The 21,476-nt window shown below is 45.3% G+C and carries 20 protein-coding genes; 11 read left to right on the top strand and 9 right to left on the bottom strand.

Features of this window, described 5'->3' with window-relative positions; genetic code table 11:
• The 3 genes from AC3WRW_RS30455 to AC3WRW_RS30445 all read right to left on the bottom strand — a co-directional run.
• Nucleotides 1-339 (bottom strand): ABC transporter permease subunit (locus AC3WRW_RS30455; RefSeq protein WP_492549963.1); only part of this gene is annotated, 339 nt, incomplete at its 3' end.
• A gap of 5 nt (nucleotides 340-344) precedes the next feature.
• Nucleotides 345-1,853, bottom strand: a complete 1,509-nt coding sequence (locus tag AC3WRW_RS30450) for a sugar ABC transporter ATP-binding protein (protein ID WP_492549962.1) — start codon at nucleotides 1,851-1,853, stop codon at nucleotides 345-347.
• A gap of 104 nt (nucleotides 1,854-1,957) precedes the next feature.
• Complete coding sequence (locus AC3WRW_RS30445) at nucleotides 1,958-2,980, bottom strand: ABC transporter substrate-binding protein (RefSeq protein WP_492549961.1); 1,023 nt, start codon at nucleotides 2,978-2,980, stop codon at nucleotides 1,958-1,960.
• Between the two features lie 318 nt (nucleotides 2,981-3,298).
• Here AC3WRW_RS30445 and AC3WRW_RS30440 point away from each other — a divergent pair, with 318 nt between their 5' ends.
• The 3 genes from AC3WRW_RS30440 to AC3WRW_RS30430 are packed head-to-tail and all read left to right on the top strand — an operon-like array spanning nucleotide 3,299 to nucleotide 7,642.
• Nucleotides 3,299-5,056 carry a sensor histidine kinase gene (locus tag AC3WRW_RS30440; RefSeq protein ID WP_492549960.1) on the top strand — a complete coding sequence of 586 codons (1,758 nt, stop codon included), beginning with the start codon at nucleotides 3,299-3,301 and terminating at the stop codon, nucleotides 5,054-5,056.
• The gene (locus AC3WRW_RS30435) at nucleotides 5,056-6,693 is read left to right on the top strand and encodes a response regulator transcription factor (RefSeq protein ID WP_492549959.1); all 1,638 of its coding nucleotides are present in this window, start codon (nucleotides 5,056-5,058) and stop codon (nucleotides 6,691-6,693) included. The genes AC3WRW_RS30440 and AC3WRW_RS30435 overlap by 1 nt, the downstream gene beginning before the upstream one ends.
• Nucleotides 6,677-7,642, top strand: a complete 966-nt coding sequence (locus AC3WRW_RS30430) for a sugar ABC transporter substrate-binding protein (protein ID WP_492549958.1) — start codon at nucleotides 6,677-6,679, stop codon at nucleotides 7,640-7,642. Before AC3WRW_RS30435 ends, AC3WRW_RS30430 begins: the two co-directional genes overlap by 17 nt.
• Before the next feature lie 78 nt (nucleotides 7,643-7,720).
• Here the strand turns inward: AC3WRW_RS30430 and AC3WRW_RS30425 are convergent, their stop codons facing one another.
• Nucleotides 7,721-12,262: an alpha-L-arabinofuranosidase family protein gene (locus AC3WRW_RS30425; protein WP_492549957.1), complete on the bottom strand. Its 4,542-nt coding sequence runs from the start codon at nucleotides 12,260-12,262 to the stop codon at nucleotides 7,721-7,723.
• Between the two features lie 398 nt (nucleotides 12,263-12,660).
• Between AC3WRW_RS30425 and AC3WRW_RS30420 the strand changes: the two genes are divergently transcribed.
• Nucleotides 12,661-13,683 (top strand): S-layer homology domain-containing protein, encoded by a 1,023-nt coding sequence (locus AC3WRW_RS30420; RefSeq protein WP_492549956.1) that lies wholly within the window; start codon nucleotides 12,661-12,663, stop codon nucleotides 13,681-13,683.
• A 350-nt stretch (nucleotides 13,684-14,033) separates the two neighbouring features.
• On the opposite strand, the gene AC3WRW_RS30415 is transcribed toward AC3WRW_RS30420, so the two are convergent.
• The 5 genes from AC3WRW_RS30415 to AC3WRW_RS30395 all read right to left on the bottom strand — a co-directional run bounded on the left by AC3WRW_RS30415 (nucleotide 14,034) and on the right by AC3WRW_RS30395 (nucleotide 17,338).
• Nucleotides 14,034-14,537 carry a DUF2569 domain-containing protein gene (locus tag AC3WRW_RS30415; protein WP_492549955.1) on the bottom strand — a complete coding sequence of 168 codons (504 nt, stop codon included), beginning with the start codon at nucleotides 14,535-14,537 and terminating at the stop codon, nucleotides 14,034-14,036.
• Between the two features lie 46 nt (nucleotides 14,538-14,583).
• Complete coding sequence (locus AC3WRW_RS30410) at nucleotides 14,584-14,772, bottom strand: CPBP family intramembrane glutamic endopeptidase (RefSeq protein WP_492549965.1); 189 nt, start codon at nucleotides 14,770-14,772, stop codon at nucleotides 14,584-14,586.
• Between the two features lie 84 nt (nucleotides 14,773-14,856).
• A complete protein-coding gene (locus tag AC3WRW_RS30405) occupies nucleotides 14,857-15,390 on the bottom strand; it encodes a YcxB family protein (protein ID WP_492549954.1) in 534 nt (177 codons plus the stop codon).
• Nucleotides 15,391-15,572: 182 nt separating this feature from the next.
• Nucleotides 15,573-16,955, bottom strand: a complete 1,383-nt coding sequence (locus AC3WRW_RS30400) for an NAD(P)-binding domain-containing protein (RefSeq protein WP_492549953.1) — start codon at nucleotides 16,953-16,955, stop codon at nucleotides 15,573-15,575.
• A gap of 104 nt (nucleotides 16,956-17,059) precedes the next feature.
• Entirely contained in the window at nucleotides 17,060-17,338 is a 279-nt protein-coding gene (locus tag AC3WRW_RS30395; RefSeq protein WP_492549964.1) for an ArsR/SmtB family transcription factor, read from the bottom strand.
• Between the two features lie 331 nt (nucleotides 17,339-17,669).
• Between AC3WRW_RS30395 and AC3WRW_RS30390 the strand changes: the two genes are divergently transcribed.
• From AC3WRW_RS30390 to AC3WRW_RS30360, 7 genes are all read left to right on the top strand, one after another.
• Nucleotides 17,670-18,086 (top strand): arsenate reductase ArsC, encoded by a 417-nt coding sequence (locus AC3WRW_RS30390; RefSeq protein ID WP_492549952.1) that lies wholly within the window; start codon nucleotides 17,670-17,672, stop codon nucleotides 18,084-18,086.
• A 14-nt stretch (nucleotides 18,087-18,100) separates the two neighbouring features.
• Nucleotides 18,101-18,424, top strand: coding sequence for an ArsR/SmtB family transcription factor (locus AC3WRW_RS30385; RefSeq protein WP_492549951.1), 324 nt, complete (start codon nucleotides 18,101-18,103; stop codon nucleotides 18,422-18,424).
• A gap of 8 nt (nucleotides 18,425-18,432) precedes the next feature.
• On the top strand, nucleotides 18,433-19,734 hold the full coding sequence (locus AC3WRW_RS30380; RefSeq protein WP_492549950.1) for an arsenic transporter: 1,302 nt from the start codon (nucleotides 18,433-18,435) through the stop codon (nucleotides 19,732-19,734).
• A 22-nt stretch (nucleotides 19,735-19,756) separates the two neighbouring features.
• Nucleotides 19,757-20,185: an arsenate reductase (thioredoxin) gene (gene arsC / locus AC3WRW_RS30375; RefSeq protein WP_492549949.1), complete on the top strand. Its 429-nt coding sequence runs from the start codon at nucleotides 19,757-19,759 to the stop codon at nucleotides 20,183-20,185.
• Nucleotide 20,186: 1 nt separating this feature from the next.
• Nucleotides 20,187-20,663, top strand: a complete 477-nt coding sequence (locus tag AC3WRW_RS30370; RefSeq protein WP_492549948.1) for an ArsI/CadI family heavy metal resistance metalloenzyme — start codon at nucleotides 20,187-20,189, stop codon at nucleotides 20,661-20,663.
• Nucleotides 20,664-20,673: 10 nt separating this feature from the next.
• Nucleotides 20,674-21,108, top strand: a complete 435-nt coding sequence (locus AC3WRW_RS30365) for a protein-tyrosine phosphatase family protein (RefSeq protein ID WP_492549947.1) — start codon at nucleotides 20,674-20,676, stop codon at nucleotides 21,106-21,108.
• A gap of 113 nt (nucleotides 21,109-21,221) precedes the next feature.
• Nucleotides 21,222-21,383 (top strand): hypothetical protein, encoded by a 162-nt coding sequence (locus AC3WRW_RS30360; protein ID WP_492549946.1) that lies wholly within the window; start codon nucleotides 21,222-21,224, stop codon nucleotides 21,381-21,383.
• The last annotated feature ends 93 nt before the right edge of the window (nucleotides 21,384-21,476 follow it).

Below are 21,476 nucleotides of genomic sequence, written 5' to 3'. Positions count from 1 at the left end.
GCCGAGCAGCAGAGACAGCACGAGGGAAATGCAAACGGACAGCACGAGTACGCCTATCGCGTTCTGATCGCTGCTTTTGCTAATCGTTAAACAGGACAACGCACCTGAGATGGCGACAACGGAGCCGACGGACAGATCGATCCCTTTGGTGGCGATCACTAACGTCATGCCAATTGCGACCAGAATCAGCGGTGATCCGAAATTCAAAATATCGATCAAACTGCCATACAGATGGCCGTCTTTCATTTGAATCGAGAAAAAACCCGGTGAATAAATAAAATTGAATACCAGCAGCACGGCCAACATGCATGCCGGCCAAAACAAATGATGCTTAACCATTCTGCTCAACCCCCCGCTATCGCTTTCATCACATTGCGCTGACTGATTTCTTCACCGGACATTTCCTTCACTTTCTTGCGGTCCCGTAAGACGGCAATCCGTTCACTGACGCGAAGCACCTCTTCGAGCTCGGAAGAGATGAAGAGCACCGACATGCCCTCGCGGGACAAGGAGAGCACAAGCTTCTGAATTTCCGCTTTGGCCCCAATATCGATTCCCCTGGTCGGCTCATCCAGGATTAACAGCTTCGGATTCGTCAGCAGCCACCGGGCCAGCAGCACCTTCTGCTGGTTGCCTCCGCTCAAATTTTTGATGAGATGCTCCGGATTGGGAGGGTTAATATTCAATGCGCGGATATATTCGTCTGCCATCTCATCCTGACGCTTGCGCGGAATGGCCTTGAACCAGCCACGCGTCGCCTGCAGCGCAAGAATAATATTCTCCCGAATGGTCAAATCGTCGATGATGCCTTCGGTCTTGCGGTTCTCGGAGCAGAAGGCGATGCCGTGGTCAATCGCCTGCCTTGGCGAGTGAATGGCCGACTTGGAATCGGCGAATTTGAGCTCGCCGGAATCCGAACGGTCAGCCGCAAACAACAATCTGGCAAGCTCCGTTCTTCCGGAACCGAGAAGTCCGGCCAAACCGACGATTTCTCCCTTATGGATGGAGAAATCCACCGGCTCAATCGCCCCCTTTTTTCCCAATGAATACGCCTCTAATAACACCTCTGCCTTGACCTGCCGATCGTTCGTACTCTTCGGAAGCTCTTCCAGCAAGTGCAGTTCTTTGCCGATCATTTTGGACACTAAATCTATTCGGGAGAGCTCCTCTGTCATGCTCTCTCCGACAAATTCTCCGTTACGAAGAATGGTTATTCGATCTGAAATTTCATACACCTGATCAAGGAAATGCGTGACGAACAAGATGGCCAGACCTTCCTTCTTCAACCTAGTCATAACGGTAAATAGCTGCATGACTTCGCCCCGGTCCAAACTGGACGTAGGCTCATCCAGAATGAGCACTTTGGCGGAAATACTGACTGCTCTGGCAATCGCAATTAATTGCTGTACGGCCACGGAATAGTTGTTCAAGGGCTGTGTCACGTCTATTTCAAGGTTCATTCTCTTCTTCAGCAGCTCAGCAGCCTCTACGTTCATTTTCTTCCATAAAATGCGGCCAAACCGGCGCGGCTCGCGACCGATATAGATATTTTCCGCAACAGACAGATTGGGACACAAGTTGACTTCCTGGTACACAGTGCTGATTCCGGCTTGCTGCGCATCCAGCGGACTATGGATTCTGACCGGCTTCCGGTCCAGTTCGACGCTCCCTTGGTCAATGGAATAAACCCCGGTGAGCACTTTAATCAATGTCGATTTACCGGCCCCATTCTCGCCCATCAGCGCATGGACTTCCCCCGGGAACATCCGGAAGTTAACGCCTGACAATGCTTTAACACCGGGAAATTGTTTATGAATATCCGTCATTTGCAAGATCGGTTGGGTCTCTCCCATGGGATTGCTCCTCTCCTTATAGAGAAAAGCCACTCCACCGGCTTCTTGTATGGAGTGGCTTTTTCCTTTATATGATCTTATTAGTGAGCTTATTAGTGATCTTCTTAGTACTGGCGATCTGCCAGCACTTTCTTCGCGTCTTCGGAAGTAAAGACGCCTTCTTTGGTGACAATCCGTTTCTCGATTGATTTGCCTGCCACAACATCATTGACAGCTTGCATCAATTGCGGTCCAAGCAGCGGATTACACTCAACGATGAAGTTGATTTTGCCTTCGCTTGCTGCCGTCATGCCGTCTTTCACCGCATCGACAGAGATGATCGTAATATCTTGACCTGGCTTCAAGCCTGCTGCTTCAATGGCTTGGATCGCTCCAAGAGCCATGTCGTCATTGTGCGCATAAAGCACCTTGATATCTTTATGAGCTTTGAGGAACGCTTGCATAACTTCTTTCCCTTTTGCTCTCGTAAAGTCGCCTGTTTGCGATGCGATCACTTTCAGGTGCGGATTGCCTTTGATCTCTTCGGCAAATCCGGCTTTACGATCGTTGGCCGGTGCGGAACCCGTTGTGCCTTGAAGCTCAACAATGTTCACGTCCTCTTTGGCGTCTTTGTATTTATCGGCAAGCCATTTCCCTGCTTTCTTTCCTTCTTCTACGAAGTCAGATCCAATGAATGTCGCATAGAGCGATGTGTCCTTCGAATCAACAGCACGGTCGGTCAGAATGACCGGGATTTTAGCATCTTTTGCTTCCTTCAGCACCGTATCCCAACCTGATTCAACAACCGGCGAGAAAGCAATAACGTCCACTTTTTGCTGAATGTATGTACGGATCGCTTTAATTTGATTTTCTTGTTTTTGCTGGGCATCGGAGAATTTCAAATCAAAGCCCGCTTCCTTCGCCGAATCTTGGACCGATTTGGTGTTTGCCGTTCTCCAACCGCTTTCCGCTCCAACTTGAGCGAAACCGAGCGTAATTTTCTTGCCCGCTGCCGGAGCTGGTGCTGCGGTAGCCGCTGCATTGGTTGTAGGAGCCGTCGATGTGCTCGCGCTGTTCCCGCAAGCTGCTGCGAATAACATCATACAGGAAGCCGCAACGAGGACCCCCATTTTTTTCGTAACTTTCATTGTTCATTCCTCCCCTTAGTTCACCTCTTGCTCGGTGTGACCTCATTATAAAACGCTTACAGTTGCCTTTTATACAGAGTTTCAAGCTCATTTCTTGTAATTTTTTAAGTGTTTATCCACAGCTCCATCGACAAAAGTTTGTTTTTATGAGAGGAAATTGTTATTTGTGGTGAAATGTATACGTTGCCATATCCGCATGGACGACAATTTGTTATAGTAAGATTGAGACTAAGACCCCGTCAATTAAGAAAGGTTACATAACCCATTATGAGATTGATACAATGGATTTCATCGAGTTTACAGATAAAGCTGCTTACGATGTTTATCATTCTAACGTGCATCCCTCTTATTGCGGTTGGCCTCATCTCTTATCAGAAATCGTTTAAAACCGTTTTTAACAACAGTAAAGCAGCCGCCATGCTATCCGCAGATCAGCTCGCCAGAGACCTCGACACCCAATTTATTGACACTAGAAAGCTGCTTGAAATTAGCAAAAATACACAAGTGCTCCATTTCTTATTTTCCCAAGAAGATACTTATGAGGATACGAAACAAATCCTAAGAACGATGGATTCTTACAGACAAACGTACAAATATGACAGCGTTCTCAATATTACCATGGTTAATTTGTACGGCCGAGGCATCAGCGAGAGGAAGGGCTTGTTCCAGCTGGAGAAAAATCCGCTGCGCAACCCGCATTTAACCCGTTTGACCAACAATCCGGACGAGGTCTTGATTATCCCTCCTTCCGAGGCATCCGTTCTTGACAGAATCGACGGTTTTCCATACAGCAATACGAATGTCATCTCCATTATGGCTGCCGTCAAGCAGCAGATAACGCACGAAGTGATTGGATTTATCGTCATCGATTTGGATGATAAGGTGGTCAAACAATTTTGCGATAACGTAACGATCGGGGCGACCGGCTTCTACTTTGTCGTGGATTCGTCCGGCATGCCAATTTTTACACCTTCTACGTTAAAAGCCAGTACCAAACTGCCGCTCCCTTCCGATTTAGTCCATCTTCTGAACGGGGCCGATACCAATTACATCGACTCTACGGAGGGCAAACCGAAATTTGTCTACGTTGCTCCTTCGCGAATGACAGGCTGGAGTATCGTTGGGTACGTTCCGCTTCAAGAAATTGTCGAAGAAGCCAATTCGATTCGCCAGCTCATTATCATCACGGTCGTGCTGAGCTTCATCTTTGCAGTTTCTCTGCACTTCTTTATTTCTAACCGCTTGACCCATCCGCTTCACCTTCTGAAAAGCAAAATGCAGTTGGCCGCATCGGGATATCTGGAGGCCAAGGTCGTTCCGACGGGCAATGATGAAGTCGCCCAATTAGGCAACAGCTTTAACATCATGCTCAGTAAAATCCGCAAGCTGCTCGAGCAAAGCATTAAAGAACAAGAGGAAATCAAGAAAGCGGAACTGCGGGCTTTGCAAGCGCAAATCAATCCTCACTTTTTGTACAATACGCTGGATTCCATCGTCTGGATGGCAGAAGCAGGCAAAAACAATCAAGTCATTCAGTTGGTTCAATCCTTGTCCAAACTGTTCCGCATTTCATTAAGCAAGGGGCGGGACTGGATTATTATTAATAAAGAAGTAGAGCATGTACATAGTTATTTGGTCATTCAGCAAATGCGCTACCGGGATATTTTGGATTATGAGATCGATATTGAGCCCCGCTTAAACCCGTATCCGATTTTAAAAATGATTTTGCAGCCGATTGTCGAAAACGCTTTATACCACGGCTTGAAAAATAAACGCCGCAAAGGCCTCATTCGTCTCACAGGCTGCATCGAGAATGAGGAGGATATTGTCCTGACGGTGGAAGATGACGGCATCGGCATGTCGCCGGAGAAACTGGAGCAGATGCGCGATTATTTAACGAACAATCAGCCTCCTGAGCAAACGGGCAACGAAGTGTCCGGCGGATTCGGCCTCCATAATGTGCAGCAGCGCATTAAACTGTATTACGGGAATAAATACGGAGTAAGCATCGACAGCGTTCAAAATGAAGGAACGCGAGTTTCCATTCGAATACCAATGTCAGGGGGGAACATCTGATGAAAAAAGTGCTGCTGGTTGACGATGAAATATTAATTCGCGAGATCATTCGTGACACCATCCAATGGGAAAAAGAAGGATTCGTGTATTGCGGAGATGCTTCCGACGGAGAAGTTGCGCTTCCGATGATCGAACAGTTTCAACCTGATATTCTGATTACCGACATTAAGATGCCTTTCATGGATGGCTTGGAATTGAGTTCCTATGTCAGAAAAAACATGCCCGATATCAAAATTGTTATTTTAAGCGGACACGGCGATTTCGAGTATGCCAGAACCGCCCTTCGTTTGGGCGTGGAGGAATATTGCACGAAGCCGATCTCCTCGGCCGATTTGCTGCAAACCCTTCGTCAGGTCAGTGACAAAATCGATGCGGAACGCCGCGCAAAGGAGCAAATCGAACAATTAAAGCAAGGAGAAAGCCGGCATGCCGGCTTAACGCAGAGCAAGCTGCTGAACGATTTGTGCAGCGGTTTCATTACGACTTCCGAGGCTGTCCATCTGAGCTCCAAACTGAACTTGAATCTGCTGTCCCGCTTCTACGTCGTCGTAACCGCAGATTTCCGCAAAATGTCCGCTGCCGACACCGTGCCGGAGGATATCTTCGACTACATGAAGCAGGATGAGCATAAGCTGCAGCTCAAGCTCGAAGGCGACAACATTCTGGTGTTCAAGCGAAGCAAAACGGAATGCGTATGGATTCTGAAACGGGAATCCCCGGAACAGATTAAGATGGCGTTAGAGACGTTCCAACACTTGCAAAATCAAACGATGGATCAGCTTCCGTACTCCATATCCATTGGCATCGGAAGCATGCAAGACCGTATGCAGGGCATTCATGTTTCCTTCCTGGAAGCTATGGAAGACATGCATTGGCGCCGTTTATCCCGGCAAAACCGCCATGCGATGCTGGAGTCAAGAAACGGCTCCTTCGAACAGTCCGTGTTCTTAGACCGGGCTCAATTCGTCGAATTTCTGAAGATCGGCTCACCGGCTAAGGCAGAATCCTTTGTCCGTTCGTTTGCCTCCGTCCTTCAGCATACAGACTGGCAATCCTCGCTGATCGGATACTATATTTTAAACGATTTAACGTTAGAAGTGTTCCGGTCTGCCAGGGATTCTTACCCGAATATCGCGAACTTCGATATGACCCTGGACGTTATGCAGAATGCCATAGAAGCCATACGGTCATGGGAAGAATCATGCGCCTACTTGATTCGGCTTTCTGAACAATATTGGCAGTGGCGAGCCGGGGCATCCGATAAATATGGGGATATGCTGATTAAAGTAAAAAAATATATCCATGATCATTATGATAAAGATTACTTTTCGCTCCAAGATGCTGCCGATCACGTCAATTTAAGTCCCGGTCACTTAAGCAAAGTGTTCAGTCAAGAGATTGGCCAAACGTTCATTGAGTATTTGACGCAAACCCGGATTCGGAAAGCGATGGAGCTGCTTCAAACGACACAGGCCAAATCATATGAGATTGCCTTTCTGGTAGGCTATAACGATGCTCACTACTTTTCAAATCTATTTAAGCGGGTTACGGGGATGACGACGAAGCAGTTTCGCAAAACCGGCCAGTTGAACATGCCGGAAAGAGAGGAGCACAAGGGCTTTGTCAGTTACTCCTAAGAAGTGTCTGCTATTGATCGTTATTTTTTCACTCTTTACAACTGTGGGCTGCAGGGATGCGAATACCTCCGGCCCTTTGCTCTCTTCGGAAACGCCGTCCTCTCCGAAGAATGACCAGCATCCCGCTCATACTTTCGGGATTATTTATCCAATGGCTCATTCCTTTTACGAGGTCATTACCCAACTGGCCGAAAAGACCGCTGCCGCTAATTCCGTTCAACTTCTGGTTAAGGCACCGGAAGAAATTAGTTTAGAGCAGCAGATCCGCATGATGGAAACCATGATTAAACAAAAGGTCGACGGCATTGCGATCGATCCGATCGATCCCGATGCGCTTACTCCCGCTATCAATAAAGCTATGGAATCGGGGATTCCGGTCGTTTGCTTCGAAACCGATGCCCCGAAAAGCCGCCGCTTATCCTATATCGGTCCGGATCATTATCGTGGCGGAGCTTTAATGGGGGAAGTCGTCGGCAAGCTGATGAAAGGAAAAGGGATGGTGCTCGTTGAGTCGGGTGCCTCCGGTTCGACCATTCAAAAAGACCGGCTTTCCGGTATGCTCGACTACTTATCGAGAAACACCGGCATACAAGTGCTGGAAGTCGGCTATAACGAAGGCTCTTCCGAAAGAGCATTGTCTGACATGGAGCGCATGATTGATGACCATCCTCATTTTGATACGCTCGTCACCCTTGATATTTTGTCGAGCTCTGCTTCCATTCTCTTATGGAAGGCTAAAGGTTTAAAACGGAACTCGCTGGCTTTCGGTATGATGCCCAATGTGAAAGAAGCTCTGATTAACGGGCAGATCACCTCTGTCATCTCGCAGAATGAACAAGTATGGGGCGATTATATTATCGGACAATTGCTCCGTGCGGCTCGTGGAGAAGGAATTCCCGTCTATGTGGATACGGGGCTGCGGGAAGTGACGAAGGATTCGCCTGAGTGATCAAGGAGGGTACGCGCCCCCCCAACAAAAAGAATTGAGAACCCTCCCGGGCTCCCAATTCTTTTTTTCTGACTGGACTTATTCCATAATCAATCTGGCTACAGCTGCAAGATCCATAATATCGACGACGCCGTCGCCATTGATATCCGCTTTCTTGTGAAGCGTCTCCCAATCCCCATCTGCCGATGTTTTGCCATAGCTTTTGGCCACAATGGCCAAATCTCCGATACTGAACCTGCCGTCTCCGTTCATATCTCCTTGCTGCGCAGTTATCACGGAAGCTTTAAAGACTCTAACTGCCGCTTCCAATTGCTGCGTTGCCGCACTCACCTCTTGCGAGCTCGCACCGCCGCTATCCGCTACGACTTGTGCCGCAGTAATCGCACGGAGCAGTAGCGCTTTGGCTCCGGCAGGATACTCGCCCGGCTTACTGCCTTCTTGCGCTGCATCGTGAAGCTGCTGGGCAGACGCGATCAAATTCAACAATGCCGTCTTATCCACGGTATCTTTCACCGTAATTTGGAGCGCCAGGGCATCTCCACGGTTCAGATTCGTTTCTGTACCGCTGCTGTTCGCAACGATGACATCACTTAAAGTTATGGTGCTTAGCGTCGCTGCGCTTACCGGTTTGGCTTTAAAGTGAAGTTTCAGCAATGGAACAGTACCCGAAACGGCAGGCCCTGTATTCGCCAGCAAAATCCTCACTTTACCTGAACTTTTATCTTCGGAGGTGCCAACTACTTGAATCCCCTCGACTAAGGAATCTGCAGAAACATACTCCAAATGGTTAGGATCGTAATTCACCGTCATGTCATTCGCATAAACACTATCGGATACATCGCTAAAGCCGTAAGTTAAATCTACGGTGTTACCGCCCTCGACGGACGAAGGCCCCGTTAGCGTTGCAGTCGGATTTTCCTTCCCTTTCTCAGCAACTTGAATCTTCGCATAAGCATTCAAATAAGTGCCGGCAACAGTTCCTTTCACTTCAAAAACACCCACCGTTGCGTATTGATCCGCATCGACTCGCTTCCATACAACATCCGCGTTTTGTTTGCTGCCATCGGATTTCGTCACCGCAACAACGGCCGGCAGCTGCGGGGCGCGCCCTATGCTGGTATGGATATTGACAGTATCAATGCTGTCGATAACAGCCGCTCTTGTGGTTCTCAGTCTTATGACGGAGAGCGAATACGCTGGGAAACTGTAGGTGAACGATTTCCCAAAGCCACTAACCTTCTTCGTCACCGGGTACACATGGGTCGGATCATCGTATGAATTCTCATCCGCGCTTGAATCCGATTTTAACTCGATAACGGAAGCCTCCGGTTGAATATACTCGGCTCCGCTGACATTCACTTGCGTAGTTTGAGCGTCGCCGGAAATATTAACCACTTTGACGATAAGATCGCCCGTCACTTCATCTTTCGTTGTTACGCTGTACAGCGGTCCGGGAATCGCATTGTCCGTAATATCATGAATGAGCTCTCCGTCCAAATAACAGCGAATCCGGCTGCCTTCCAGCACAATTTTGATATCATACCATTGGTTTGCCGTTATTAATTTCGTACTCGTGTTGCTGATCGTCGTTTTGGTTCCGTTCACTGCTTTTTCAATGACCGTTTTGGTATTGCCGAAACCGCCAAGATTCCACCAGTAGTAGTTGTTGGAGTCTTTGCTTCCGAAACCGATAAGAAACCCTTCGGCACCGCTAACTTTTCTCGCTTTAAGCTCCAGCGTATAATTGGACCAGTTTTGGCCTTGGAGCAGTTGTACCCTTGCATCGGTCGCGCTTGCATCCGTCTGCTTAAGTACGCCGCCGGTAATGGCCCAAGTGCCTTTAAATTGGTTCCACTGCGACAAGGTAGAGCTATTCGTAAAATCATTGTTAAACAGCTCCGTGCGATCTGCACCCGTTACTTTGACATTGTCATAGTCCACTGCTGTGCTCCAAGACCCCAACACAATAGAGCCGGTTACGTCGCTTGATGGTTGGTTCCTCTTCGTAAGCTCAGTTGGCATAAGCTTTTGTCCGAGGTGATTCTTAAACATTTGTTGGACGTAATAGTTCGGCGTACCGAACACCTCATGATTATTAAACCAAATCAAATCTGTTGTCCACTGCGTGTGGTTCGTATAAGCGAACAGCGGGGCAAAGGATGCCATGCCGACAACGTCGGAATTACGTTCCAGCCCTGTCATGAACGCTCCTTCCGCGAGAGCGCTTTCCATATTATTCCTTTTGCCTGATCCGTGAGCTGCGTACTCCCCGACGAATACTTTCGGGCCTGTACGGCTGTATTTATCGTAACGGGTTACATTGTTATAGAACCATTGCGGTGACTGATACATGTGCTCGTCGACAAGATCTGCTTTCTGCCCGTTTTTGCCCAGCCAGCTGTAAGCCAGATCGAAGTTGGTGTCATCCGGAAAGGCTCCTGCACTTAAGACAAGCTTCATCTCCGGATATTTCGCTTTGATGGCATCGTAGAAAACATTGTAGCGGTCAAGATAGTTCTGGCCCCACAGCTCATTGCCCAAGCCGAGATATTTCATATGAAACGGTTCCGGATGGCCATTCGCCGCCCGCGCTGCGCCCCATTTCGTCGTCACATCGCCATTCGCATATTCGATCAGGTCAAGAGCATCCTGAATATACGGCTGCAGCTCATTCAGAGGAATCATTGGCGGAGTCGAATGGCATGACACTTGACCGATGAAAATAATCGGCAGCGGCTCTGCTCCAGTATCCTCAGCCAATTGAAAATATTCGTGGAAACCTAGACCGAAAGACTGATAATAATTGCTGGACCATTGGTTGTGTTGGATTTGGCGCTGGCTGACATCGCCGATCGTGTTTTTCCACTGGTACCGGTTCGCGAGGGAACCCCCTTCAACGATGCAGCCTCCAGGGAAACGAAGAAAACCGGGATGCAGGTCATCCAGCATTTCGGCCAGATCATATCGAAGTCCATTCGATCGATTCCCCCAGGTCGTCTCAGGGAACAACGAGACCATATCGAGATCCACAGTAGCCGCGTCAGTGGCCGTTACGACCAGGCTTGCTTTCGTATCCGTCGCATTTGATTTCAGGGAACAGTCTAATTTCTGCCATTGAGAGGTCAGGCCGTTGATTGTACACGCATCATACACCGTGCCTTGCTGCCCTTTAAGCTTTACCGCAATCGATTTAGAGGGCGAATCCGAACTGCGCGTATACACGGAAAAATGATACGTTTCGCCGCTTTTTACCGCAATGCCGTCATACCCGCTGTTGGAGATTCCTACGCCTGCACCCGGTTTTGTTACGGATAAACGGACGTAGTTCGGATTTTTCGAATTTAACGGATCGGTTTTCGCTATGGTCACTTGCCCCGCACCGCCGTCATTCACGTTCGTCCAGGAGTATAGCGGTGAATCGAATTCAAACGAACGGTTCTGCACAAGCTCGCCGTATAAACCGCCATCAGCAGCGTAATTGATATCTTCAAAAAAGATGCCGTACAAGGTCGGGCTTACGTCATGCGCCGGCTGCCCGCCGTTAATATTCATCGTGTAGGCGGTAGAGCCCGCTTCCCAGACAACGATAGTAAAGCTTTTTGTATCTTGAACATCCCCTTTGGAGATCGTTGCTGTCAGGGTTACGGATTTATCTCCTTGACCTGCGGCCGGTTGAATAACGGTCCCGTCGGTTTTTACAGTGCTGGCATCTGAAGTTTGCCAAGTAACGGACGTGCCGCCCGGTCCTGACGAAGGCAGGTTTAAATTTTGCGTTTGTTTGGAGGTGTCGCCGAGGTTTAGCCAGTTTTTGGAGTACGCCACAAGCTCGAGATTGGACATGTTTTCGATTGCAAGTCCCATCACTTCATTGCCTTCGAGCGCGCGGGAGTAGATGCGGAAATCGTCAATGCCGCCGTCAAAATACGGATCCGCAGCATATTGCGATTTTCCGATATAGTTCTGAGTTGTATTTCCCAGTACGGAAGGCAACGTCGGCATCGTCGAGGTGCTGGCAACTTCAATCCCGTTGATGTACATCGTGCTCTTGCTGCCTTTTTTTACAACCGCCACATGCTGCCAAATCTTTGAAGTCGGAAAAGCGGGGCCGCTTACCAATTCTTTGCTGCCGCCCTCCGGGGTCGTTGAATATTCCATGAATCCGGAACCGTTCCTCAAAGTCAGCATCGTCCAATTGGTTGTCCCCGATCCGAAATCAAATACGCGTCCCCACGTCTTATTGTTATTTACTTTTACCCACGTTGCTATGGTGACGTCATTCTGACCGGCAAGAATGCCGTCCGGCAGCTTGATATACCCATTCGTTCCGTTGAGAGTAACAGCACCACCTATTTTCCCGTCCGTGTTCCATGTAGCGCCTCCCATCAAGGTACCGCTATGGCCTTTGTTTGAAGCATCCTCCACTGTCGTCCCGCTCGTCTGATCGAACTTGTAGTGCAACAGCAAATTATCTTCTGCCGTGGTTGATACAGCCGAAATGGCCATATTTGCGCTCGTAGCTGTACCTTCCGTTGACGCTTGCGCGGGTGAAATGAAAACGCTGCTCATCATCGTTATGATGCCCAAGAAGCTGACCATTTTTTTGAATGTTCTCTGTCTCATCGTGATCGATAGCACTCCTTTAACCAGTTTTTAATAGCATTGAACGACATATAAGCTTCCATCCGTTACGTCAAAATCGTCTCGTTTGCCCCCTTTCCCCTCTTATTCTAAGCGCTTTCATTTGTTTTAAAATGGAATAATTTGTTTAAAAATTATAATTTAATCATTATTAAAAAAATAATTCGCACGTTCAGTCCCTTTTCATAGAATTTTCAAAGAGCTTAAAAATTTACAAGTTTAGCTGATGAAAATATATGGATTCTTACGGGCTAAAAGATTTATAATGGTATTATCTATTGCTAGAAACCGCTTACGAGAATTGTATTGTTCTGTTTCTGAAATCTAAGATTCATACTTTTGGAGGGGCTTGTCCCCCTGTCAATGAGAGGATGATAGATATGCTAAAACGTAAAACAATTTTCACTACTTTATTGTGCAATCTCTGTTTATCCATAGCCGTAGTTGCCCCTGTTTCCGCGGCGGACGACTCCCAATTTGTGATGTCGGCATCCGGTACTGAATCGGATAACGGTGAATTTACCGTTACCTTGAAAGGGGAAAATATTCAGGATTTATTCGCCTATGAAGTAAAATTTAACATTGACGCCAGCAATATCGAAGTCGTCAAAGCCAGCACGGCGATAGCCGGTTTCTCCGTTCCTCCTATCGTGAAGAACAATGAAGTTACGTTCGCGCATACGAAGATTGGAAAAGTGGATGGGGAGAAGGGAAATGTCGAAATTGGCACCATTACCTTCAAAGCCAAAAAGGCAGGAACAACGAGCGTTAAATGGACCGATATCAAAATCGTAGATCATAATTTAGGAAGTCAAACTTTTAAGCCAAATGAATCTACAAACTTTATGAAAGTCTTTGGCGACCTAAGCGGCCACTGGGCCAAATCCGACATTATGCAAATGGTTGATAAAAAAGTCGTTGAGGGCATGGACGATGATCATTTTGCACCTAATACGAATGTGACAAGAGCGCAGTTTGCAACACTGCTTTCCAAAGCGCTGAATTTGCAGGATGACTCCGGGCAAAATCCTTTTGACGATGTTGCATCCGGAGCTTGGTATGCAAGTACCGTGAAGAAATCCTATGCAGCGGGTCTGATCAACGGGGTTGCGGATAATGCGTTCGCACCAGAGCAAAACATTACCCGTGAAGAAATGACCGCCATGCTCTTAAGAGCGAAAGCTTATGCAACAGGGACGAAATTGGACGATATGAGCGCAAACGGATCTCTTTCGTTTAGCGACGAAGGCTCCATCAGCAGCTGGGCCAAGAAAGCGGTCGTCTTGGCCGTCGATTCCGGGTTGATGAACGGTAGGACGGATCAAGAATTTGCTCCTCATGACAATGCCAGCAGAGCTGAGTCGGTAGTCGTGCTGAAGCGATTGATAGCGGGATTGAATTAATAAAAAAGGCGGTCTCATAAGTCATTCATGACTTTTGAGGCTGCCTTTTTTTGGGGAGATGAGATTCCCTATGTGATAGGGAATCTGTAGGGCGCTATTTCGCCGCGGCGGGCTGCTTTCCGGTTCCTGTGGGAACTACAGGGCCTTATTTCACCCTGGCAACCCTTACACCACGATAAATCAGCCAAATAGCGGAACAGAGTTCCCACTAAATTTCTAACTTGTGGGTTTTCGAGCAAATAGCGGACCATTGTCCCCACTGACTAGCACTTGGCTAACATGGTAAATACTGATGCACAACGAACCCGGCGTTAATAAACCCGGGTTTTCTTTTCGTAGCTTCATTTCGATTAATTCGTATATGTATTCTTCACTCGTTTCGAATTTATAAAGTAGGGTATCCATATTAAGCAAGTTACAAATGATTTAACAATATTTCTGCCTTGTTCACCCATAAACTCGCGAGTTGCTACCTCCTCAAAGGAGTTTGTAATAAAATAATAGCCAATATTAACCGCAAAATTAATCAAATAAAAATTGATGACCATATATTTTAATAATTTCTTTTTTTTCAAGACAAGATAACCAAGGAACACTGGAAAAATCACAAAAAATATATTTACAACAGTTTCATAGAGGAAAGCGAAAGAGTATTTCCAGTCTTCTTCCTGCAATTGAGCGAAATGTCCATCCTGATAAATTGGCAGTATCGTATCTATCAAATAGTATAGAGAGTTTCCGAAAGTTAATAGGAATCCTAACGCTACGAAGTAAAGCCAGCCACCAAATCCATAAGGTTTTGCTCTTTCCTCGATGGGTACATTTACTGCTAGATCACTTTCTGTATTTGTCATTGAGTCACCTTTTTCTCCGTTAAATTAATTTGAACGCAACCACCCATTATTTCCCCAAATCTAACATTGCCATGAAGTCAAAGAATAAGTGTACAATTATAACCGGTACAATCCTCCTGCTCTTCACAAAATATATTGAAAAAATAAAGAACATGATCCCAACATACAAGGCAGGAATTAATCCCTGATATAGATGATATGATGTTTGGATTAACGTACTAATTAGTACTGCAATTTCTTTTTTTAAATAAATACTTTATTTCCGTTATGGTATATGCTCTAACAATGAATAATAACTTCTGTCTTTTACTGCGACTCCTTATTTTCTATATTGTTTAATGGACAAGTTGTTCCGTAGTAATATTTCAAACTCAGTGATTTGCTCGGCACTATCAAAAAATGTTTTTGGAATTATTAAAGCCTTATTCTTAGCAATATAAACGGAATATAGCTTCTTATTCTGCTTCACTTGGTACACTTCATCCCACTTAAACCTACCACTCCCAACTTCTGAGTCAGTATTAATTCCATCATTGTCGAATGCGTACAAAAACTCTTTTTGTAGCTGCTTATCGCTATTAAACACACTTTTATATTTGTAATTACTAATACCTTTAGTAATAACAGCAATTGCGACACTTACCAAAATGCCAAACAGAACAAATACAAATAACAAATCAGTTTTAAATGAAGATTGAACGAGTACAACTATCATATAAATTACGAACAAGTAGATGATTTGAAACAATAGTTTGTTCTTCGAATGTAGAAGCTGAAAATCTTTAAAATCTTGATAAGATAGCCTGCCTTTAAAAGAAAGTTTTCCTTGGGAAGAATTGTCCATAGGCATCATAGGTATGCTCCTTTGTAATATAGGTCGTAAAGACTATTTTACAGGCGCCAAAGGTTTGAAAGCAATACAAATATTGCCTGATGCATCTGGGCTTTATTCATCTTTTTCTTTTCCCCGGTCATCGATACGAACTTCTCCTTCCCTCAAAAAAAGCATTGCCTCAAGGGCAATGCCAATGGATTTTAGCTGCAGCAAGAAGACTTCGACATCACCGGTTTGGTTTCTGTTGAGCAGCAAGAATTCCGCTGAATACTGCACACTCCTGTTTCAGGCAGATCTAGTTCGACTCTCTCAGCTGCTTCATAATCGCCCATTAGAGCTGCTACAACGGATCTTACCTGTTCATACCCTGTAGCCATTAAGAAAGTAGGGGCTCTGCCATAACTTTTGGAACCTACGATATAAAAGTTTTTCTCTGGTTGTCTCAGTTCTTTCTCCCCGTGAGGTCTTACTGTGCCGCAGCTGTGCACATTAGGATCGATGAGAGGTGCCAGTTCCACAGTACTCTCCAGGCTTGGATCCGTTGTCACGCGGACTTCTCTTACGAAAGACAGATCCGGGCGGGAGCCTGTATTTGAAACAATCTCATCAATTGTATCCAAATAAAGCAGCTCATTCTCATGGGAACCAATGACTTGAATTTTTCCGCCATTGGTTTTTAGCTCTTGAATATAAAATGACGTCAAAACGTTTACTTTTCCTGATTCGACAAGCTTTTGAATACGTGTGCCAAGTTCACCTCTAGCAGCCAGCTGATCCTGCTCCTGCCCTCCATAAACATCTTTCAGCTTAGATTTCCGAAGAGCCCAAACAATTTCCGTCTCTTGTACTTGATCCTTAAGTTCTCCAAGTTCCAAAAGCGTATTAATGGCGGAGTGACCACTCCCCACAACAAGCACTTTCTTGCCAACATAACGCTCTTTGTGCTTGCCAAGAACATCGGGTATCCCGTAGAAAATGTGGTTGCTTAGGGAATTCTCTTCAGTCGTCCAAACCCCTTCTGAAAGGATAGGATTCGGATTCGTCCAAGTTCCCGTGGCATCTATAACCGCCCTGGCTTCAACCACCATTCGCTCACCGTTTTTCTCAACATGCAAAACAAAAGGAAGTTCGTCGCGGCCCTGTGTTTTTACCTTGTTAAGACCTTTGCGGCTCGCAGCGACCACTTTTGCATGGAGGTGAAGGTAAGGTTTAATTTCAGGCAGGTTAGCCAAGGGCTTGAAATAGTTTTCGATCATCTCTAGGCCTGTAGGGATATCTGCGTTATTTGGAGCTTTCCAACCATGTGAGGAGAGTAATTGGCGAGCAGCCTTGTCGATATTAAATTCCCAGGGAGAAAAAAGTCTGACATGAGACCATGAAGCAATATTGGAACCAACCTCGTTCCCGGCTTCTAACAGTACAAAGGCCTCGTTACGAATCGCTAGATGCGCAGCTGCGGCAAGGCCGACAGGACCGGCACCGATAATAGCTACAGGCAATTTGGTTTGAGTAGGCAAGTTATTTTCAGACATTGAGGAACCTCCAAGTAATTTATTTTTCACATATTTACGACGAGCAGTCATTTCAAAGGAAGCAAGCTCGTTGATTATAAACGAGTAAAACACCTCCTTAATCAATTTTTTTTGATTTATTAATCAAAAAAAATTGATGTTTTAGTTAAAAAAATTTACTTCCCGCTTGGTCTAAAAACGCAGCACAGCTGCTCAGACAGTAATCCGTTTACTTCTGCCTGATTTATCTCATAATAACTCCAAGTGCCAATAATTTCTTTAGTAATTAGGTTTGCATCTAACAAAATCTTCAAGTGGTACGACAGCTTGGATTGAGCCATCTCGAAGATATCACATAGGTCGCAAACGCACGTTTTACCGCGTCCGGTTAACTCATACATAATCTGAAGTCGCTTGCTATCGGCTAATGCTTTAAACTTTGCCTCGTATGACATAAAAAATGAATCATTTGGTGTTGAATTTGTTTTAACTTCTTGTATAGGGATTATGGTTTTCATTTATTTTCACCCAATTTCTTGATCAAATATTTTTGATTTATTGATACTATATACCAATAGGAACCATATTGCAATAATTAATCAAATAAAATTGATTAATGACGAGGAAACGCTTCATCATTCCCCCCAAACAACACAACACATTAGCACACATTGGAAGCGACACAAACCCGCCATTCATTTTCGCATAGATTTACAAAATCTTAACTTTATATATAATCAAATAATTATATAATCATTTACAAATGATATAGGAGCTGAGATAATGATGAGGAAACCAGTTCGCATTTACTTCTTGTGTATACAAAACCGCTGCCGAAGCCAGATAGCAGAAGCATTTGCTAAACATTACGGTGGGGAACACGTTATCGTCGAAAGTGCAGGGCTTGAGCCGCATGATATTCATCCTTTGACAATGGAAGTCATGAGGGAAGTTGGAATAGATCTAGCGGGAAATACTTCAAAAAAAATCGATATGAAATATTTCATCGCGTCGAATGTCAGCGTGAAGCTCTGCCAGCAAGTTGCGGAGCGCTGTCCCATCGTACCTTTTGGCATCACGAGTATCGATTGGGACATTGAGGATCCCTTACTCACAAATGACATCCAGTCAGTTCGACATACACGTGACATCATACAAAAGAAAGTCATTGAACTATTAAGAGGCTTGAATATACCGATGTAAAGGAGCGTGTTATTTTGCCTGAAATTGAACAATTATCTGATGTATGCAAGCTGCTCGGTGACAAAATGAGGTTGACGATTCTCTCTCTGCTCAAAGAACGCGAGCTGTGCGTATATGAGATTGTCGAGCTCTTACAAACGAGTCAGCCCAATGTGAGCCAGCATATGCGAAAGCTGAAAGCCGGTGGATTAGTGAAGGAAGCCAAAAAGGGCCAATGGGTTTTTTATTCGTTGAATATTGATGATAAGCCCTTTCTGCATGAGTTTTTTCAGTACCTGCCTTCCCAAAAAGAAAAAGTGAATGCGATATCTTGTGAAGATCTCAATTGTTGCGATTAGGAGGTTCCATGACTTACATTGCGGTATTTATTTTTCTGCTAACGTTAACTTTTGTAATTTGGCAGCCTAAGGGGCTCAACATTGGATGGTCTGCGTCTGCCGGCGCTATCCTTGCTCTTATCTTCCAAATCGTATCATTCCACGATGTGCTGACGGTAACATCCATCGTTTGGAATGCTACGCTCGCTTTTGTCGCCATCATTCTCATTTCCTTAATCTTGGACAATATCGGATTTTTTGAATGGGCAGCCTTGCATATGGCGCGAATTGCGAAAGGCAATGGAAGACTCATGTTTGTTTATGTCATTTTGTTAGGCGCGGCAGTTGCCGCATTTTTCGCCAATGACGGTGCCGCGTTAATTTTAACTCCGATTGTATTGGCAATGGTTCGAGCGTTGAAGCTGCCTGATAAAATGATTTTACCGTTCATCATGGCAAGTGGTTTCATCGCAGATACAACTTCTTTACCTTTGATTGTCAGCAACTTAGTGAACATCGTGTCTGCCGACTTCTTCGGCATCGACTTTGTCACTTATGCAAGCCGCATGATTGTCACGAGCCTGTTTTCATTAGCCGCAAGTCTGGTGGTCTTGTACATTTTCTTCAAAAAGGACATTCCTACAAATTACGATATGATGCAATTAAAACCGCCTTCAGATGCCATCAAAGATCTTAAGCTATTTCGAATGTCTTGGGTTATACTTGGCATCCTTCTCGTCGCGTATGTAAGCAGCGGATTTATCAAAATTCCTGTTTCCATCATCGCAGGCGTCGTGGCACTGATCTTTATTTTAATGGCTAGATCCAGCAAGGTGATCGAAACGAAACGTGTGATCAAAGATGCTCCCTGGGCGGTTGTTATTTTCTCTATCGGCATGTATGTCGTCGTCTATGGCCTGAAAAACGTCGGTCTCACCGATGCCCTGGGAAAAGTGGTTGAAAACTTAGCAGAACATGGATTGTTTGTAGCAACAGTAGGAATGGGCTTCTTGTCGGCTATTTTGTCCTCTATCATGAATAATATGCCGACGGTTATGATTGATGCTCTTGCCATTCAAGGTACGAATACAGGCGGAATTATTCGAGAAGCATTGGTTTACGCCAACGTTGTCGGAAGCGATCTTGGACCTAAAATAACACCGATTGGGTCACTCGCAACGCTTTTATGGTTGCATGTTCTATCTAAGAAAGGTGTCAAAATCACGTGGGGCAATTACTTTAAGACAGGTATTATTCTTACCGTCCCAACGCTTTTGATTACTCTTACAGGGCTTTATTTATGGCTTCACGTTATTTATGCAGCATCATAAAACAAAAAGGAGAAGTGAAATCATGGAGAACAAAAAACCGTTAGTTTATTTTCTTTGCACAGGAAACTCATGCCGCAGCCAAATCGCTGATGGATATTTGAAAGCATTAGGCGGAGACAAATACGAAGTGAAGAGCGCTGGTTTGGAAGCCCACGGATTAAATCCACGCGCAGTTGCAACAATGAAAGAAGATGGTATCGACATCTCGAACCATACTTCGGATGTAATTGATACGGAGCTTCTAGGTCGCGCTGATTATATTATTACATTATGTGGTCATGCTGACGAACACTGCCCTGTTGTCCGTAATGATAAGGCTCAAAGATGGCACTGGGGCTTTGATGACCCTGCCAAAGCAACTGGGACGGAAGAAGAAATTACAGCTAAATTCCGTGAAGTTCGTGAATCCATTAAAAGCCGGATCGAACAATTCGTGAAAGAAGGCAAATAAAATGATCAAAAGAATGCACGTTGCGGTTAACTGTTCAGACCTTCAGAAGTCGCTTGATTTTTACCGTGCTTTCTTTGGTACGGAACCTTCTAAAGCCAAAGATAATTACGCTAAATTCGAGTTGGATGATCCAGCCCTTCATTTCTCTTTAAATGTTCGTCCTTTTGAGAAAAAAGGCGTTCTCAATCATTTGGGATTCCAGGTGGATAACACGGAAGATGTTCTGGCTATGGGTGAGCGTTTGAGACAAAGCGGACTTCTTCTCATTGATGAAATGAACACAACCTGCTGTTATGCGGTTCAAGATAAGGTCTGGGTTTATGATCCGGACGGTAATGCGTGGGAAATTTTTTACACCAAAGAGGATTCAGAATTTGAATCTGCAGGGGATTTACAGGATATGTCCCTTTGTTGTGCCCCTCCCTCCACACCGTCCTCACCAGTAACAATCGAATTTACGCCATTTAAGAAAAAGTAAGGAGTTCATCATGCAGAAAAATTATCAAGCATTGGTTGAAGATAAAATATTTTTTGGCGGAGCTTCAGACGTCGAGGACATGGTTAAAAACGAAAACGTTGAGGTTATTGTAGATTTACGGGGAGAGGCAACGGAGTGCGCTTATCCTACAGACCGTGTAAAGTGGGTGCAGGTACCACTTGGTGACAATGCTGAGGGTCCGCAAGACCAACTATTCCAGCAAGCAATTAATCACGTTGTAGAAGCTTATAAAAGTGGTAAAAAGGTTGGCTTCCATTGCGGCGGTGGAAAAGGTCGCACTGGCGCAGTAGCCATTGGCACATTGATAACATTAGGCAAGAGCGAAAACATCCAAGACGCTGAAGAATTAGCGAAAAGCATTCGCCCAGTAATTCATATTAGGCAGCCTCAACGCGAGGCGCTTGAGAAGTTATTTAAGAAGTAAAGCCCACCTTATGTTTTCCTTGCAGAGTGTGGTAAAATACGGATAGGCAGCTTAACGCGCTGCGCATGCTAACGCACAGAGTTTTCCAAAATTTTAATTTGGGAGGTTATAATATGGACGATTACTATTTGGTTAAGGATGGCAGAATTGTACGTTGGGACGGGCTAACACTAGGTGGAAGCAAGATACGTGCCGATGAGTTAATAGAATCTTTTGGACGTAAGGCGCTTGATGAAATTGAACAATTCGGATTTTTCACGATAAATAAAAATTAAGGGAAAATCTCAGGACGTCGAGTAAAACGCTTTCATTTGAGTGCGCTGTACATCGCTATGTGTTTCCAATGCTTGTTTCTGTGGTAAATAAAA

Source organism: Paenibacillus sp. FW126-R14 (genome assembly GCF_058789495.1).
This window is presented reverse-complemented; position numbering and strand designations above follow the sequence as displayed.

What these genes read in the sequence shown, in the direction of transcription:
- AC3WRW_RS30450 (WP_492549962.1), bottom strand. Translation starts at nt 1,853, where the DNA reads ATGGGAGAGACCCAACCGATCTTGCAAATGACGGATATTCATAAACAA.
- AC3WRW_RS30445 (WP_492549961.1), bottom strand. Translation starts at nt 2,980, where the DNA reads ATGAAAGTTACGAAAAAAATGGGGGTCCTCGTTGCGGCTTCCTGTATG.
- AC3WRW_RS30440 (WP_492549960.1), top strand. Translation starts at nt 3,299, where the DNA reads ATGTTTATCATTCTAACGTGCATCCCTCTTATTGCGGTTGGCCTCATC.
- AC3WRW_RS30435 (WP_492549959.1), top strand. Translation starts at nt 5,056, where the DNA reads ATGAAAAAAGTGCTGCTGGTTGACGATGAAATATTAATTCGCGAGATC.
- AC3WRW_RS30425 (WP_492549957.1), bottom strand. Translation starts at nt 12,262, where the DNA reads ATGAGACAGAGAACATTCAAAAAAATGGTCAGCTTCTTGGGCATCATA.
- AC3WRW_RS30420 (WP_492549956.1), top strand. Translation starts at nt 12,661, where the DNA reads ATGCTAAAACGTAAAACAATTTTCACTACTTTATTGTGCAATCTCTGT.
- AC3WRW_RS30415 (WP_492549955.1), bottom strand. Translation starts at nt 14,537, where the DNA reads ATGACAAATACAGAAAGTGATCTAGCAGTAAATGTACCCATCGAGGAA.
- AC3WRW_RS30405 (WP_492549954.1), bottom strand. Translation starts at nt 15,390, where the DNA reads ATGATGCCTATGGACAATTCTTCCCAAGGAAAACTTTCTTTTAAAGGC.
- AC3WRW_RS30400 (WP_492549953.1), bottom strand. Translation starts at nt 16,955, where the DNA reads ATGACTGCTCGTCGTAAATATGTGAAAAATAAATTACTTGGAGGTTCC.
- AC3WRW_RS30395 (WP_492549964.1), bottom strand. Translation starts at nt 17,338, where the DNA reads ATGTCATACGAGGCAAAGTTTAAAGCATTAGCCGATAGCAAGCGACTT.
- AC3WRW_RS30390 (WP_492549952.1), top strand. Translation starts at nt 17,670, where the DNA reads ATGAGGAAACCAGTTCGCATTTACTTCTTGTGTATACAAAACCGCTGC.
- AC3WRW_RS30380 (WP_492549950.1), top strand. Translation starts at nt 18,433, where the DNA reads ATGACTTACATTGCGGTATTTATTTTTCTGCTAACGTTAACTTTTGTA.
- arsC (WP_492549949.1), top strand. Translation starts at nt 19,757, where the DNA reads ATGGAGAACAAAAAACCGTTAGTTTATTTTCTTTGCACAGGAAACTCA.
- AC3WRW_RS30370 (WP_492549948.1), top strand. Translation starts at nt 20,187, where the DNA reads ATGATCAAAAGAATGCACGTTGCGGTTAACTGTTCAGACCTTCAGAAG.
- AC3WRW_RS30365 (WP_492549947.1), top strand. Translation starts at nt 20,674, where the DNA reads ATGCAGAAAAATTATCAAGCATTGGTTGAAGATAAAATATTTTTTGGC.
- AC3WRW_RS30360 (WP_492549946.1), top strand. Translation starts at nt 21,222, where the DNA reads ATGGACGATTACTATTTGGTTAAGGATGGCAGAATTGTACGTTGGGAC.